The organism is Pedobacter frigidisoli (assembly GCF_004331675.1).
Taxonomy (GTDB): domain Bacteria; phylum Bacteroidota; class Bacteroidia; order Sphingobacteriales; family Sphingobacteriaceae; genus Pedobacter; species Pedobacter frigidisoli.
Window position 1 is genome coordinate 337,948 of the sequence record NZ_SJSN01000003.1, and the last position, 14,627, is coordinate 352,574.

Genomic DNA, 14,627 nt, shown 5'->3' on the forward strand with positions numbered 1-14,627 from the left:
AACTCAACATTAGATTTGTAGCAGGCAGATGCTTTGATTTTTTTCTCCCGCTGATAGCGCAGATTTACGCAAAACCAATCTGCCAAATTCCTGTAATTATGGTAACGATTTAAGCTTGCGCCTTAACAAAATCACTTATCAAATACGCAATTAATTTCGAAGTTAATTTACTCACTCTACCATCAAGCAATCTGGTAGCGCCCTCGCTGATGTGTAAATAGGCAAACTCCTTTCCCATTGTTAAAATCAATTTTCTGATATCATTTACAACAAAACCAGATGGCGTTTCAGCACTTGCAAGCACATTTTGAATGCAATCTAAATCTATCTCCAAACCTGCGACAGAACCAATTTCAGAAAAGAAATCTTTATCATCAATGCCTTTTAAAATATCATCAAAAAATACAGGTTTTAGCTTCGGATTGATTTCAATTTCATTTAAAATAGCCTCATTATTATAGTTTTGGTGCAAACCGTACATGAAATAATTTACCAAATATCCCTCGGCTAAAGCGTAGGTAAATCCATTTCCGCTGTGACTTCCCTCTTGCTTGCGTAAATCGGCATGAGCATCAATGTTTAAGACATCTATGGGTTGTTTTTTAACTAACGAAACTCCCTTTATGATTGGATAAGCATTGTTATGTCCGCCGCCGATAATGATAGGTATTTTACCTGCAGCTACGATTTTTTCAATCACAGGATAAACCAAATCATCTATATCAACCACTTTATTCCTCAAACCCTCAATCGATGAATCTTCGGGTTCCTCTATTTCGAAATGACCCAAAACCAAAAGTTCTTCGCCAGATAAAAAGCGATTGCTCTGAATATTCAGAAAAGCCATTAAAGCTGGTCGCCAGGTTGTAGATGCGCCTGCAATACCCGCATTTGCCCGAATCCCAATATCTTCAGGGATGCCCAAAAGCACAAATTTGGCTTTGCTGTTTTTAAGTTCCTCTATGGAAGAAATTACGCTAACCCTCTCGCCAAGTTTGGTTTCGCCATCACGATAAATAATTAGGTTATTGATATCGCTTTGCGAATATATTTTCAGGCTATCCATTATAAATTTCCCCGTTTAAAATGATGGTTTCAATTTGCGTTTCACCAAAACTATACGGCAAATAGGCGATTGAGGGCATCGGTTTTGTGATGAATAAATTGGCTCTTTTACCAACTGCGATGCTCCCATAATCATTGCTGATTTCCATGGCTGCCGCTCCGTTTAAGATTGCCGCATTTACGGCTTGTTCGGGCTGCATTTTCAATTTTATACAGCCCAAGGAAACCACAAAATTCATATTTCCTGATGGCGTTGAGCCAGGATTAAAATCTGTAGCAAGCGCTACAGGAATATCCGCAGCGATTAAACTTTTAGCATCGGCAAAAGATATTCCCAAATAAAATGAACATGACGGCAAAAGCGTAGCAATGGTGTTGGAATTTTTTAAACTATCAATGGTTTCTTGATTTGTTTCTTCTAGGTGGTCGACAGAAATGGCTTTGTTTTTTACAGCAACTTCTACCGCTCCCGAAACAGAAAGCTGGTTGGCATGAATTTTAGGTTTCAAGCCATATTTAGCGCCTGCTTTTAAAATTTGGTCTGTTTCTTCGACAGAGAAAAATCCTTTTTCGCAAAAAACATCAATATAATCGGCTAGTTTTTGCGCTGCGATTTTGGGCAACATTTCATTAATAATTAAATCAATATAACCTTGGTGATTATCTTTAAATGCTGTTGGATAAGCATGAGCGGCCAAAAATGTAGCTTTAATCGGAATTGGAAAAGCTTTTTTCAATCTGCTAATTACCCGCAGCATTTTAATTTCACTTTCTACGGTTAAGCCATATCCACTTTTAATTTCTACAGCTCCAGTTCCTTGCAAAATCATTTGTTTAAGCCTTATAGATGCACTTTCAAACAATTCATCTTCAGTTGCATTTTGAAGTTTAGCTGCAGAATTCAAAATGCCTCCACCTGCCGCAGCAATTTCCTCGTAGGTTTTGCCCTGAATTTTCATTGCAAATTCTTCCTCCCGCGAAGCGGCAAAAACAATGTGTGTATGGCTATCGCACCATGATGGAAAAACGTATCGGCCCTCTGCGTCGGTTGATGGAAGATGTAAAATGGAAGATGGAATTTCACTCATCTTACCAAAATCCTTAATCAAACCATCTTCTATTAAAAGCCAAGCATTTTCCAAAATGGGTAAATCACTCATCTCCCTACCTCGAAGAACCAGTTTTTCTTTTGGATGTAAGCCTACGAGACCTTTAATATTTGTGATTAGCATTTTTTAGTATTTAGTATCGAGTATCAAGACTAAATTCGAGAATAGCCTTAGTATTAACTGCTTTATTATTTGCTTTGGTCTTTAGTCATTCTGCTTCTTAGTCCATTTCCAGCAAAACCGGACAATGGTCGGAGTGGATGGCATCGGGTAAAATTCTAACATTTTTTAATCGGCTTTCCATTGGTTTAGTAACTAAATGGTAATCGATGCGCCAACCTAAGTTTTTCCCTCTCGAACCGGCTCTGTAACTCCACCAAGTATAATGATGTGGGTCTTTATTAAAGTGGCGGAAAGTATCAATAAAACCATTATCCAAAAATAGCTGCATCCACTCACGTTCTTCGGGCAAAAACCCTGATGAGTTCGCGTTCGATTTTGGGTTGTGAATATCAATCGAAGTATGGCAAATGTTATAATCGCCGCTCACAATTAGGTTAGGGATTTCTTTCCGCAATTCTCCGATGTATTCGTCGAAAAAACGCATAAACTCATATTTTTTTACTTGTCGTTCGTCGCCGCTCGAACCTGATGGCATGTATAAACTCATCAGCGAGAAATCATCAAAGTCGGCTCTCAAAATTCTTCCCTCTCTATCAATCCATTCTTCGCCGCATCCATATTCTACATGGTTGGGTTTAATTCTTGTTAAAATAGCCACGCCGCTATATCCTTTTTTCTCCGCAGGAAACCAGTAATGATGATAACCGAGTTGCTCTACGAGTGCAATAATTTCGGGGATTTGAATGGGCAGGGCTTTTACTTCTTGCAGGCAAACCATATCGGCATTGGTAGCTTGCAGCCAGCCGAAGAAGTTTTTGGTGCTTGCCGCTCGAATTCCGTTAACATTGTAGGAGATGATTTTCATTCAAATTTTCAAAATGTGTAGCGGTAAATTTAGAAATTAATTGAATAAATGCTTAGTTATTGAGATTTGCTTTCGTTAAATTTGTTTATGAGCATTGAAGAATTAAAAATTGAGATTGCTAAAAAAGTTTTTGAGACTGATGATGAAAATCTACTTTCAGAGTTAGATATGCTTTTAAGTAGCAACGAAAAAGTTGTGTTGGAAGATTTGCCAAAACATGTTCAAGAGGGAATTAAAAGGGGATTAAAACAGGCAGAAGAGGGAAAGCTTATTCCATACGATGAAGTTAAAAAAAGACTTTCTCAGAAATGGAGCTAAGCGTTTCATTTTCTGAGGAGGCTTATGAAACACTATTTGCTATCGGAGTTTTTCTTGAAGATTCTTGGGGTTATGAATATGCAAATAAGTTTATCAATAGCGTTTATCAAAAAATTGATTTAGTTGCAATTCAACCTTTCATATACGAACCTATATCGCTCGATAATAATGTTAGAAAGGGAGTGATTTCAAAATTCACATCTTTCTATTACCAGGTTTATGAAAAGGAAATAAGAATCTTATTCTTTTTTGATAACAGACAGGAACCTTTAATTACATAATTTTTTTATCTGCTAAAGAACCCTCCATTAACTGCTTTTCCAACTTCTTAGCCTCTCTTCTTTTCAAAATCGTGATATCCATTTTAACATCCTGTTTGGGGCGATTATTTTTATCGGTTAAAACCGCAGCTATTTTATCAACCATATCTAAGCCGACAACAATTTCACCATAAACGGTATAATTTCTATCTAAATGTGGTGCACCGCCGATGGTTTTATAAACCTGTCTTTGCCATTCAGGGATTTTAAATTTCAGTCGTTTTTCTTCAACGCTGTTTAATTGTTCATCAGTAAAAACCTTTCCTTGCACTAAATAAAACTGACTTCCGCTTGAGGCTTTGGACGGATTAACCATATCGCCCTCTCTAGCCGCAGCTAAAACCCCTTTCTTGTGAAATAAACTATCTCTAAATTCTGCAGAGATAGTATATTTCGGTCCGCCATCGCCAAGCAAAGAATCTGGTTTGGCATTTCTCGAATCTGGGTCGCCACCTTGAATCATAAAATCTTTTATCACTCTGTGAAATAAGGTACCATTATAATAACCCTCTTTGGTAAGCTTTAGAAAATTATCACGATGGAGCGGCGTTTCGTTATATAATTTCACGATGCATTCTCCAAACCCGGTTTTAATGCGGATATATTGATTTTTCGGCTTAGCAGCAAAGGTAGAAAGCATTGAAAAAGTGCAGATGAATAAGAATAATTTCTTCATTTGAATGGTGTTTGAGGCTAAATTAAACTAAAAAATGAAATTCAATAAATAAATGATAATGTTATACGAGTTTTTTTGCTTTACCTTTGTGATAATGAAGTTAAAACAAAAAATAGCACTTTCTTTGGCCGTATTCTATGCGGTTAGTGTTATGGGTTTGGCTTTAAGTTTGCATTTCTGCGGTGGTAAACTGGAAAATGTAAAACTATTCAGTAATGAGGTTTCTTGCAAGTTTTGCAAAGATATACCTGCTGAAAAGAAAAAGGATGATGGCTGTTGCAAAAATACGCAAGTTACCGTTAAGGTAAAGGATAGTCATCAGGCAGAGGCACAAACACAAATGCCGAAATTGTACGCAATTCAGCTTTTTTTACATCCGCCCGTTTTAGAATTTCTTAGCAACATTGCCCCAGCTTTTTTCAGCAAAATCAGCAACAAAGCGCCACCACTTTCCTTGCGGGTTGCCTTGCATGTTTTCAATTGTATTTTTAGGAATTAGGATTAATCATTAGCCGTTGGGTGCATAAAGCATTTCTACAGGCTCAATGTGACATTTTCTTAAATTCTAACTTCAAAAATCATGAAAACAATAAAAATATTCAGCATCATTATGCTATTCTTCGCCGTTAATGTATCGGCTCAACAAATTTCAACAGCAGATTTACAAGTAACTGGTTTAACTTGTTCAATGTGCTCAAATGCGACACAAAAATCATTAGGGACCTTAGGTTTCATCAATTCTGTAAAGCCAGATTTAAATAAAAACATTTTCGTGTTAACCTTTAAAAAAGGTGCAGATATCAACATCGATTTAATTCGCAAAAAAGTTCAGGATGCTGGGTTTTCTGTCGGTGGCTTAACTGCTGATTTTACTTTTAATCAGGTTAAGGTTGATGATAAAGGTCAGGCGATTGTTGATGGCAACGTTTATCGTTTCGTAAATGCAAAAAACAAAACCTTAAATGGCACGGTTAAAGCATCGGTGGTTGATAAGAATTTCATTTCAGGTTCGGCATTTAAAAAACAATCGGCTACAGTAAACTCTGACGCTTATGCAAACGGAACAGCTGTTGTAAACGGGAAGAAAACGCGTGTTTATCACTTAGTTCTTTCTTAAATCATGAGGAAGATTTTTATAATGGCACTGATTTTATTCGGTGCTTATGGAAACGTTTTCAGTCAGGAGTTATACGTTTTTACAGAGCCTGCGAGCAACATGCCTACGAAGTCAATTGGGATAAGAATCACTAATGAGGGCATGAACAATCCCGATTTCATGAGCAGAACCATTCCTGAAGTAATGATTGGTTTCAATAAAAATCTGATGATGCATGCTCAAGGTTTCTTATCAGATATGGATGGAAAATATCGTATAGAGGGCGGAAGTTTGTATTTGAAATATAGATTTTTGTCTTTGGATGAGGCACATTCGCACTTCAGAGCGGCCGCTTTCGGTAGATTAAGCACAAGTAGAAGACCAACTTTTACCAGAGATATCAACTTAGAGGGCGATAATAGTGGAGTACAAGGAGGGTTAATTTTCACTCAACTTTTGCATAAACTTGCGCTCTCGGCAACGCTGGGATATGCACATGCAATAATTGTTGATAAAGTATACCGGCCAAATGTTCCTGAACCCAAAAACATACTTTCCTACAGTTTATCATCTGGCTATTTGGTTTTGCCTTTTGTTTACAAAGATTATAAGCAGCCAAACTTCAATCTTTACTTCGAAATGCTGGGGAAAACCGACCCTAGTTCGGGCGAATCTTATTTAGATTTGGCGCCAGCCGTACAAGTAATTTTGAACAGCACAACCCGTATTGATTTGGGCTATCGCTTTCAGGCAACTGGAAACATTGCTAACAGATATACTAAAAACATGTACCTGATTAGGGCAGAATTTAATTTTTTTAACGTTTTAAAATAACAGCACAATGAAAAAAATACTGATAATGGTGGCTATAATTGCCATCGCAACTACAAAATTAACTTTCGCACAGAGTAAAACCGATGCAGCTTTTAACCAGTTGTTAACCGCATATTATGATGTGAAAAATGCATTAGCTACCGACAAAAAGGATGTGGCGGCTGAAAAAGTGAAAACATTATCTGCTAAAGTTGACGCAATCCCTCATAAAGATTTGCCCGCTGCTCAGCACACACTTTGGATGGAACAGGCAAAAATCATCAAAGCAAAAGCTACTGAATTAGCTGTAGGAAAAGACATTAAAGCACAAAGAAAGTCTTTCGAGGGAATTTCTTATGCGATGATTAAAACGGTTAGAAACATCAAATTTAACACCGCAACAATTTATGTTCAGCATTGCCCTATGGCGAAAGCGAGTTGGTTAAATGAAAAAGAAAACATCGAAAACCCATATTATGGAAGCATGATGTTCGATTGTGGCGATGTTTCGGAAACCATAAAATCGAAATAATGAACCTGCATATCAAAAACATGGTATGCAACCGTTGCAAAATGGTGGTTAAGGCCGAGCTCGAAAAGCTTGGCTTTAACCCTATTTCGGTTGAATTAGGTGAAGTTTCACTAGCAGAAAATATTTCTGCTAATGATAAATTAAAAATCGCCGATAAACTTAATCAATTTGGTTTTGAGCTATTGGAGGATAGAAAAACTCAAATCGCTGAACAGGTTAAAACCTCAATTATCAATCTGGTTCATTACACGAAAGAGCCGCTAAAAATTAATTTATCTTTATATTTGAGTGAGAAAACTAATCTTGAATACACTCAATTGAGCGCTGTTTTTTCCGAGGTTGAACATCAAACCATAGAGAAATATTTCATCGCTCAAAAAATAGAAAAAACTAAGGAAATGCTCACCTATGGCGAGCTTACCTTGAGCGAAATTGCTTATCAGCTTAATTACAGCAGCGTTGCGCATCTTTCCGCTCAATTTAAAAAGGTTACGGGCTCAACGCCATCGGTTTTTAAATTGGAAAATTTAGAACGGCGAAAAACACTTGATGAAATTTAAAGTTTCCGTCAGTTGAAACTGACGGCAAGGAATAGCGAGGCGGAAATGCCAAATCAACTAAATATCCATACCTATTTAGCGCAATCCAATTCATTGCCGTTGACTTCAGTCAACGGTTAACAATGAAAATAATTGGCTTTAACCCCATTCTACTTTCTTAACATACATCAAGACCTAAACCTGAATGTCAGCGTACTTTTGTTTAAATAAAATTCGCAAAACATGAAAAAATTATTCTTATTCCTGATAGCTACTTCAATCAGCGTAGCATCTTTCGCACAAACAAGCTGGAAAATCGACCCCATGCACTCGTTCGTTAACTTTTCGGTTAAACACATGGGCATTTCTTTCGTTGATGGTTCATTCAAAAAATTTGACGGTACGGTTACTGCTGCAAAACCAGATTTAACGGATGCAAAAATTAGTTTTACTGTTGATGTTAACAGTATTACCACTGGTGTTGATATGAGAGATGGTCATTTAAAAACTGATGATTTTTTCAATGCTGCAACTTATCCAACTATGAAATTTGAAAGCACTTCTTTCAAAAAATTAAGCGGTAATAATTACGAATTAGCTGGTAAATTAACCATTCGCGATATAACCAAAGATGTAAAATTCTCGGTTGTTTACGGAGGAACAGCAAAAGACCAACAAGGAAATACTAAAGCTGGTTTTGGCGCAACAACTACCATTAACCGTTTAGATTACAACATTAAATACGACCCAACGGGTGCTGGCGTTGCTAAAGATGTTGCTATTAAATTGAACTTAGAATTCGTTCAAGCAAAATAATCTCCAATAATATCATTTCGAGTGAAGCAACGCGGAATCGAGAAATCTTTTATATCAGATTTCAAAGATTTCTCCACTTCGGTCGAAATGACGATTTACACACAAAGAATACCATGTCAACATTATCTCAATTCAGAAGTTTTACTCAACGTTTGCCACAAACGGATTTAATGCCAACCCTATTTATTGGTCACGGTTCGCCGATGAATGGTATTGAAAACAATGAGTTTAGCCAGAGCTGGGCCGAGTTGGCAAAAAACATTCCTGTTCCGAAAGCGGTTCTGGTGGTTTCGGCGCATTGGTACACACACGGAACTTTTGTTACGGCGATGGATTTCCCATCAACCATTCATGATTTTGGCGGTTTCCCACAAGCATTGTTTGATGTTCAATATCCAGCTCCTGGCGATGCGAAATTAGCGGCCGAAATTCCTGGTTTGGTGAATGCAGCAAATATTGGTTTAGACCACGATTGGGGTTTAGACCATGGCACGTGGACAGTTGTAAAACACATGTATCCTGACGCCAATATTCCTGTGCTTCAGCTAAGTATTGATTATACCAAATCGCCCGAGCAACATTACGAAATTGCAAAAGAAATTTATGCACTTCGCAAAAAAGGCGTATTGGTTTTGGGTAGCGGCAACATGGTTCACAATCTTCGCATGTTAAGCTGGGAAATGATTAACGGCGGAGGTTATGATTGGGCGAATGAGATGAATGATAAATTTAAAAACCTCATCGCAAACGGCGACCATAAACCTTTAATCGATTACCGCAATTTAGGTGCTGATGCAATGCTGGCCATCCCTACACCCGAGCACTATTTGCCATTGATTTATACCTTGGGGATGAAGAAAGATAGTGAAGAGGTTTCTTTCTTTAACGATAAAGCGGTTGGTGGTTCGTTAACGATGACATCTGTTTTGGTGGGGTAAGATTATTTAACCGCAAAGGGGGCAAAGTTAAAAGCGCAAAGGACACAAAGCTTGGTTGATAACAGATTTACGCCATGATTAAAATGGTGGGTTATGCGACTGGGCTAAATTGCGTGTGATTATTTTTGATTCAAAAAATATAGCCTGCGATTTCAATCGTGGGAATTGATTATTTAATGGTTACAAGCAGGTTAATTGGGCGAAGAACGAATTTCTTTTGTTCATAAACCCGATTGGATGAATGCCGATTTTTCTCCGGCAGAAAGGAAAGCGGGACTACCGTTCCCGATGGAATGCTGAACATTCATTTCCAAAACCTTTTACCACTAAAGCACTAAGAACACAAAGTTGGATACAAAATTTCTGGACTTCTCAGAAACCAGGTTCTTCCGTTATGGCATAGCGCTCAAAATTCTATAACATTTTATGATTATTCTGTAACGGTTATCGCCTGCCCAATGGGTAAATTTGTATAAACATTTTGATGATGACACATACCTATCAACTTACTGGCATGACTTGCGGTGGTTGCGGAAATAAAGTTAAAAGTAACCTTTTGGTTTTGCCTGATGTGACTTCAGTTGAGGTTTCGAAAGACACAAATTCTGCTACCATTTCTATGGATAAACACATTGGCCTGGATACATTACAGCAGGCTTTGGGCGGTGCTGAAAGTAAATATCAAATTGCCGCAACAGCACATAGCGAAGCACTCGAAGAAACAGAATCGTGGATTGAAACCTACAAACCTATATTGTTAATTTTCGGTTATGTAACCGCAATTTCTTTGGTGGTTTCATGGCAAAACGGCGGTATAAACTTCATGACTTTCATGCGAATTTTCATGGCTGGCTTCTTCCTGACTTTTTCCTTTTTCAAGATGTTAAACCTAAAAGGCTTTGCGGAAAGTTATGCGATGTACGATATCGTTGCAAAAAAATTCAGCAGGTGGGGATATATTTATGCTTTTATCGAACTCGGGTTGGGTTTGAGTTTTGCGCTAAATCTTTCTCCAATTATTGTAAACTGGGTCACTCTAATTGTGATGACGGTAAGCATTTTAGGCGTATTAGAAAGTGTTTTGAACAAGAAAAAGATTCAATGTGCTTGTCTGGGTGCCGTTTTCAACCTACCCATGAGTACGGTGACCATTGTTGAAGATGCGATTATGATTGCGATGAGCGTTGCAATGTTGGTGTTGATGTAAGAAAATTAAATCTGGTTTTTATCGATATGGTTCAGACCAGCACCTGCTGAATCCCTCTCTTCTGGAGAGGGAGCGCAATAATTATCCAAAGCAAAAACTTTAATAGGGTGAGGCTTTACCTTTCCCTATCGTGTTTGTAATATGGGCCAAATGATGTTTGCCATGCCATGCGTACATACCCAACATACTGGCTAAAGTGAGTTCTTTTCCTTGTGCAGGATGGATGTATTTGCGTTGATAATCTTCAATTTTTAAGGTTTTTAGAAATGCTACCCATCGCTGATGTAAACCTGTTAACAGCGCAACAGACATTTCAATATCGCCATTTTTCGCTTCTTCGGTTTCGGCCCAAAGTTCTTCGTAATATGGTCTGATGGTTGGAATATCTTCTGTAATCGCTTGCTTGAAACGAATGTAAGCATTCATGTGGCTGTCGGGAATGTGATGAACAACCTGTCTCAATGTCCAGCCGTCAGGACGATAGCTTTGATTTAATTCTTCGTCACTTAGATTTTCAGTTGCGCTTTTGATTTGTTCAGGCAAGTTCTCGATTTCAGCTATCCATATTTTTGCTTGCTTTTCATCGAAAATTTCGGGCATAACGAACTGACCGATTGGGTATTTAAGTTGTTCTAAATCCATGAAAGCAAATTAAGTTTTTTAAAACGAATTTAAAAAATGTTTCGGTCTGTGGGGACACAGACCGAGGCGTAGAGATAACCATAGATAAAATATATATTTTGCCACGGAAACACAGAAATCACGGAAAATATATTATTAACCACAGATGCGCACAGATAAACACAGATTTTTAAATCCTTTTCCGTGTAAATCTGTGTTTCCGTGGCAACCTTAATCCTGTGAATTATAAAATCCTTAAATCTTGTTCTACATTAATTTCTTCAACCATTTCAATAACCCTATCTTTTCGCTATAGGGTGGATAAATCATTTTCGTCATGCCGAGTTTCGATTGGAAAACAACTGCTCGCTCGTGGGAGAAGTTCTTAAATCCAAAAATCCCGTGGCAGCTTCCCATACCGCTACTATTTACGCCACCGAATGGCAAATTCGGATTGCTAATGTGAACCAAAACATCATTTATACAAGTTCCGCCTGAAGTGGTCTCGTTGATAATTTTTTGCTGATTTTTATTGTTTTCAGAGAAAATATAAAGTGCAAGCGGCTTAGGTCTTTGGTTGACAAAATCAATAGCTTCCTGCAAGTTTCTATATTTAATTATCGGCAAAATCGGACCGAAAATTTCTTCTTGCATAATTGCGTTTTCACCATTTACCGAAGTTAGGATTATAGGATTTATCGTCAAGTCATCTTCATTAGTTTCTCTGCCAAATTCTATTTTTGCTCCATCTTTAACGGCATCATTTATTAAGCCATTTAATCGCTCAAACTGTTTTTCGTTGATTATTTTTCCATAAACCTCTTTGTTAATCTTACCATCTGTGAAAAACATTTTTAGAGCGACAGCTTTATACTGTTCAACAAATTCTGGTTCTAGTTTTTCATCTATTAAAACATAATCTGGTGCAATACAAGTTTGCCCTGCATTAACCAATTTACCCCAGGCAATCTTTTCTGCAGCCTTTTTTAAATCGCAAGTATCATCAATAATTGCGGGCGATTTTCCGCCCAATTCCAGCGTAACAGAAGTCAGGTTTTTTGCTGCCGCTTCCATTACCACTTTTCCAATTGCAGTGCTTCCTGTAAAAAATATATGGTCGAACGGGAGTTTAAGTAAGGCTGTTGAAACTTCAGCATCCCCCTCAAAACAGGCGACTTCCTTTTTATCGAAAGTGTTGGAAATAATTTTACTAATAACTGCCGCTGTGTTGATACTCAATTCTGATGGTTTCAAAATCACACAATTGCCAGCAGCGATTGCCGAAATCAGCGGACTCATAATCAGTTGTAATGGATAATTCCATGGTGCAATAATTAAACAAACACCTTTTGGTTCATAGTAAATTTTGTTGCCCGCAAAGAGATTACTCATGGTTTTACCAACGGATTTTGGCTTCATCCAATTGGCGAGTTTTTTAACGGCGTGGTCTATTTCGGCGTAAGTAAAAAACAGTTCGGTTACAGCACTTTCGAATCTGCTTTTTCGTAAATCCTTTTCCAAAGCTTCGTAGATTTCTTCTTCAGCATTTTCCAAAGCTTGTTTGAGTTTTTTCAGCTTTGCGATTCGAGTTTTTGCATCCGTTTTGCGCAAATCGAATTTGTGTTGCTGTTGTAAATCAAAAACTGATTTTATTTTTTCTTCCATATTTTCCCAATTGCATGCACACTTAACTAAGCCTAAGCATAGAATCTTCGTTCTACTTAAATCGGCCTAACAAATTTTTGGGGATGCACTGTCCAAGCCAAATTACTAACTTAAATACAAAAATTTTAAGCCGACACTTTTGTTTCTTTTGGTGTCAAAAGAAAAAAGCCCGTCTGGCCAAGACAAATAAACACCCTGTTCTGCCTGTACAACGTTATTAAGGGGAAATCATAAATTTAGTTAAAATCCACTCATTTCATTAAAAATTCATTCATTTAAAGCATATTGCATTAATTTTAAATACCTCAAATGAAGAAATTGTTTTTTGTTTTCGCATTCTTAATTCCACTGATTACTTATGCCCAAACCATTAAAACAGATGTGCTGATTTTAGGCAGCTCAAATGCTGCTTTTGCCGCAGGCATTCAGGCTACAGAATCGGGAGTAAATGCCATTATTTTAACACAAAGTGATGGTTTTAAATTGAGTGATTTTAAGAGTTTACCTCAAAGCGGCGTTACAAAAGCTTTTGAAAAAAGAGCGAGGAAATCATTAAAACTTGCTGATAGTTTGCCGCTACCCGAAATAACGAATCAAATACTGAATGCGGTTATTAAAAACTGGTCTGACAGTTCCAAGCTTCTTGATGTTATTAACAATACCATTTACTACGAAATTAAACGTTCTGGAAGTGGTTGGGAAGCTAAATTGACCAAGGAGAAAAGCATTAAAGCTAAGGTTTTAATTGTAACCGATAACATCGAAAAAATTCTTCCTACTTTAAAAGTTGAGAGTTTAAAACCTGCAGAAACCAATACACTAACCTACACCGAAAACTTATACCGCACCACAATCGGTGGCATCAACGGAACATCAAACTACCTGCCGCTTTACAATTTGCTTGTCCCAAATCATGAAAATATTTTATATATCAAAGCCGATAATCTAGAAATCGGGCAAGCAGCTGGTGCAACAGCAGCTTATGCTGCATTTTTTCAAACCAAAACCAGTTTATCTAACTTAAAAAGAATTCAAGGTGAATTGTTAAGTTATAAGCTATCATTGATGCCCTTTGAGGATGTCAAAATAGTCGATTCAAATTGGCTGGCGATACAAAAAGTTGGCATTACAGGAATTTTGAAAGCCGACATCAAAGACGGAAAAGTTTATTTTAATCCCGAAAAAGAAGTTACCTACGATGAAGTTAAACAGCCTATAAAAGATTATTACTACAAGGCGCAAATCTGGTTTGATGACCATCAGAATATCCCAATAAATTTAGAAAACACCATTTCTATGGTTTGCTATGTAGGTAATAAAGCTGTTGATGTAACGAAAAATGAAATCGAAAAGAAATGGAAAAAGAACTACAAGTTTTCTTCGAAATATGATTTGAAAAAGATTTTAACCCGCAGAGAATTTTCAGTTATCATCAACGAATATTTAAAGCCTTTTGATTTAATTAATGTGGATAGAACTGGTCGAGTTATCAGATAAACCTCACCCCATGAAAGTTTGTACCTGTAGCTTGGGCACTGCATCCCTCTCCTGAAAGAGAGGGATTTAACGGGCAGTAAATTAAACAAATGGGTTCAAAGAACAAGCTTAAGTTTCCCTCTCTTTTAGGAGCTAATCTTTACACACATTTATTTAGCAGATATAATTAATTAATACGCTGATTATCAGTTAATTACGGTTTATTTTTCGTATATTTAGTGATGTTAGATCATTGCTATTCAGGTATTTACAAGGGTTTTTTATCAGATAATCGTATTGCTGCCAGATTGGAAAGTTGTCTATCAGATTTATTATCTTCGGGAACAGCAGTTATCAATCAGTTAGCCCAGACTCATACCCTAAAAACTGCTTTTTACCGTATGCTATCAAATACTCGATTAGATCACGATGATATCCTGGAAGGCGG

At 37.3% G+C, this 14,627-nt stretch carries 18 protein-coding genes; 12 read left to right on the top strand and 6 right to left on the bottom strand.

The genetic code is table 11. From position 1 onward, the window contains the following. Positions 1–109: 109 nt before the first annotated feature. The 3 genes from EZ449_RS05655 to EZ449_RS05665 all read right to left on the bottom strand — a co-directional run bounded on the left by EZ449_RS05655 (position 110) and on the right by EZ449_RS05665 (position 3,162). Positions 110–1,066 (bottom strand): arginase family protein, encoded by a 957-nt coding sequence (locus EZ449_RS05655; protein WP_131556991.1) that lies wholly within the window; start codon positions 1,064–1,066, stop codon positions 110–112. Continuing rightward, the gene (hutI, locus tag EZ449_RS05660) at positions 1,059–2,297 is read right to left on the bottom strand and encodes an imidazolonepropionase (RefSeq protein ID WP_131556992.1); all 1,239 of its coding nucleotides are present in this window, start codon (positions 2,295–2,297) and stop codon (positions 1,059–1,061) included. Before hutI ends, EZ449_RS05655 begins: the two co-directional genes overlap by 8 nt. A 97-nt stretch (positions 2,298–2,394) precedes the next feature. Further along, complete coding sequence (locus EZ449_RS05665) at positions 2,395–3,162, bottom strand: exodeoxyribonuclease III (RefSeq protein WP_131556993.1); 768 nt, start codon at positions 3,160–3,162, stop codon at positions 2,395–2,397. Between the two features lie 87 nt (positions 3,163–3,249). On the opposite strand from EZ449_RS05665, the gene EZ449_RS05670 reads away from it, so the two are divergent. Further along, positions 3,250–3,480, top strand: a complete 231-nt coding sequence (locus EZ449_RS05670; protein WP_131556994.1) for a hypothetical protein — start codon at positions 3,250–3,252, stop codon at positions 3,478–3,480. Further along, the gene (locus EZ449_RS05675) at positions 3,471–3,761 is read left to right on the top strand and encodes a type II toxin-antitoxin system RelE/ParE family toxin (protein WP_131556995.1); all 291 of its coding nucleotides are present in this window, start codon (positions 3,471–3,473) and stop codon (positions 3,759–3,761) included. Before EZ449_RS05670 ends, EZ449_RS05675 begins: the two co-directional genes overlap by 10 nt. Here EZ449_RS05675 and EZ449_RS05680 read toward each other — a convergent pair. Beyond that, positions 3,754–4,476, bottom strand: coding sequence for a peptidylprolyl isomerase (locus EZ449_RS05680; RefSeq protein ID WP_131556996.1), 723 nt, complete (start codon positions 4,474–4,476; stop codon positions 3,754–3,756). The genes EZ449_RS05675 and EZ449_RS05680 overlap by 8 nt on opposite strands. Before the next feature lie 94 nt (positions 4,477–4,570). Here EZ449_RS05680 and EZ449_RS05685 point away from each other — a divergent pair, with 94 nt between their 5' ends. From EZ449_RS05685 to EZ449_RS05720, 8 genes are all read left to right on the top strand, one after another. Further along, the gene (locus EZ449_RS05685; protein WP_131556997.1) at positions 4,571–4,975 is read left to right on the top strand and encodes an HYC_CC_PP family protein; all 405 of its coding nucleotides are present in this window, start codon (positions 4,571–4,573) and stop codon (positions 4,973–4,975) included. Positions 4,976–5,056: 81 nt separating this feature from the next. After that, a complete protein-coding gene (locus EZ449_RS05690) occupies positions 5,057–5,593 on the top strand; it encodes a heavy-metal-associated domain-containing protein (RefSeq protein WP_131556998.1) in 537 nt (178 codons plus the stop codon). A 3-nt stretch (positions 5,594–5,596) separates the two neighbouring features. Then, entirely contained in the window at positions 5,597–6,406 is an 810-nt protein-coding gene (locus EZ449_RS05695) for a hypothetical protein (protein WP_131556999.1), read from the top strand. Positions 6,407–6,413: 7 nt separating this feature from the next. Beyond that, positions 6,414–6,917 carry a DUF3347 domain-containing protein gene (locus tag EZ449_RS05700; RefSeq protein WP_131557000.1) on the top strand — a complete coding sequence of 168 codons (504 nt, stop codon included), beginning with the start codon at positions 6,414–6,416 and terminating at the stop codon, positions 6,915–6,917. Then, on the top strand, positions 6,917–7,477 hold the full coding sequence (locus EZ449_RS05705; RefSeq protein WP_131557001.1) for a helix-turn-helix domain-containing protein: 561 nt from the start codon (positions 6,917–6,919) through the stop codon (positions 7,475–7,477). Before EZ449_RS05700 ends, EZ449_RS05705 begins: the two co-directional genes overlap by 1 nt. 222 nt (positions 7,478–7,699) lie before the next feature. Further along, on the top strand, positions 7,700–8,272 hold the full coding sequence (locus tag EZ449_RS05710; protein WP_131557002.1) for a YceI family protein: 573 nt from the start codon (positions 7,700–7,702) through the stop codon (positions 8,270–8,272). A gap of 113 nt (positions 8,273–8,385) precedes the next feature. After that, positions 8,386–9,210 (top strand): 4,5-DOPA-extradiol-dioxygenase, encoded by an 825-nt coding sequence (gene ygiD / locus EZ449_RS05715; protein WP_131557003.1) that lies wholly within the window; start codon positions 8,386–8,388, stop codon positions 9,208–9,210. A 484-nt stretch (positions 9,211–9,694) separates the two neighbouring features. After that, complete coding sequence (locus EZ449_RS05720; RefSeq protein ID WP_225872240.1) at positions 9,695–10,417, top strand: heavy-metal-associated domain-containing protein; 723 nt, start codon at positions 9,695–9,697, stop codon at positions 10,415–10,417. Between the two features lie 99 nt (positions 10,418–10,516). Here the strand turns inward: EZ449_RS05720 and EZ449_RS05725 are convergent, their stop codons facing one another. Both EZ449_RS05725 and EZ449_RS05730 read right to left on the bottom strand, forming a co-directional pair. Further along, on the bottom strand, positions 10,517–11,059 hold the full coding sequence (locus EZ449_RS05725; protein WP_131557004.1) for a YfiT family bacillithiol transferase: 543 nt from the start codon (positions 11,057–11,059) through the stop codon (positions 10,517–10,519). 246 nt (positions 11,060–11,305) lie between these two features. Continuing rightward, complete coding sequence (locus EZ449_RS05730; protein WP_131557005.1) at positions 11,306–12,703, bottom strand: aldehyde dehydrogenase family protein; 1,398 nt, start codon at positions 12,701–12,703, stop codon at positions 11,306–11,308. A gap of 309 nt (positions 12,704–13,012) precedes the next feature. On the opposite strand from EZ449_RS05730, the gene EZ449_RS05735 reads away from it, so the two are divergent. Beyond that, entirely contained in the window at positions 13,013–14,200 is a 1,188-nt protein-coding gene (locus EZ449_RS05735) for a hypothetical protein (protein ID WP_131557006.1), read from the top strand. Between the two features lie 221 nt (positions 14,201–14,421). Continuing rightward, on the top strand, positions 14,422–14,627 hold a 206-nt coding region (locus EZ449_RS22795), incomplete at its 3' end, for a hypothetical protein (RefSeq protein WP_205942949.1).

What these genes read in the sequence shown, in the direction of transcription:
- EZ449_RS05655 (WP_131556991.1), bottom strand. Translation starts at nt 1,066, where the DNA reads ATGGATAGCCTGAAAATATATTCGCAAAGCGATATCAATAACCTAATT.
- hutI (WP_131556992.1), bottom strand. Translation starts at nt 2,297, where the DNA reads ATGCTAATCACAAATATTAAAGGTCTCGTAGGCTTACATCCAAAAGAA.
- EZ449_RS05665 (WP_131556993.1), bottom strand. Translation starts at nt 3,162, where the DNA reads ATGAAAATCATCTCCTACAATGTTAACGGAATTCGAGCGGCAAGCACC.
- EZ449_RS05670 (WP_131556994.1), top strand. Translation starts at nt 3,250, where the DNA reads ATGAGCATTGAAGAATTAAAAATTGAGATTGCTAAAAAAGTTTTTGAG.
- EZ449_RS05675 (WP_131556995.1), top strand. Translation starts at nt 3,471, where the DNA reads ATGGAGCTAAGCGTTTCATTTTCTGAGGAGGCTTATGAAACACTATTT.
- EZ449_RS05680 (WP_131556996.1), bottom strand. Translation starts at nt 4,476, where the DNA reads ATGAAGAAATTATTCTTATTCATCTGCACTTTTTCAATGCTTTCTACC.
- EZ449_RS05685 (WP_131556997.1), top strand. Translation starts at nt 4,571, where the DNA reads ATGAAGTTAAAACAAAAAATAGCACTTTCTTTGGCCGTATTCTATGCG.
- EZ449_RS05690 (WP_131556998.1), top strand. Translation starts at nt 5,057, where the DNA reads ATGAAAACAATAAAAATATTCAGCATCATTATGCTATTCTTCGCCGTT.
- EZ449_RS05695 (WP_131556999.1), top strand. Translation starts at nt 5,597, where the DNA reads ATGAGGAAGATTTTTATAATGGCACTGATTTTATTCGGTGCTTATGGA.
- EZ449_RS05700 (WP_131557000.1), top strand. Translation starts at nt 6,414, where the DNA reads ATGAAAAAAATACTGATAATGGTGGCTATAATTGCCATCGCAACTACA.
- EZ449_RS05705 (WP_131557001.1), top strand. Translation starts at nt 6,917, where the DNA reads ATGAACCTGCATATCAAAAACATGGTATGCAACCGTTGCAAAATGGTG.
- EZ449_RS05710 (WP_131557002.1), top strand. Translation starts at nt 7,700, where the DNA reads ATGAAAAAATTATTCTTATTCCTGATAGCTACTTCAATCAGCGTAGCA.
- ygiD (WP_131557003.1), top strand. Translation starts at nt 8,386, where the DNA reads ATGTCAACATTATCTCAATTCAGAAGTTTTACTCAACGTTTGCCACAA.
- EZ449_RS05720 (WP_225872240.1), top strand. Translation starts at nt 9,695, where the DNA reads ATGATGACACATACCTATCAACTTACTGGCATGACTTGCGGTGGTTGC.
- EZ449_RS05725 (WP_131557004.1), bottom strand. Translation starts at nt 11,059, where the DNA reads ATGGATTTAGAACAACTTAAATACCCAATCGGTCAGTTCGTTATGCCC.
- EZ449_RS05730 (WP_131557005.1), bottom strand. Translation starts at nt 12,703, where the DNA reads ATGGAAGAAAAAATAAAATCAGTTTTTGATTTACAACAGCAACACAAA.
- EZ449_RS05735 (WP_131557006.1), top strand. Translation starts at nt 13,013, where the DNA reads ATGAAGAAATTGTTTTTTGTTTTCGCATTCTTAATTCCACTGATTACT.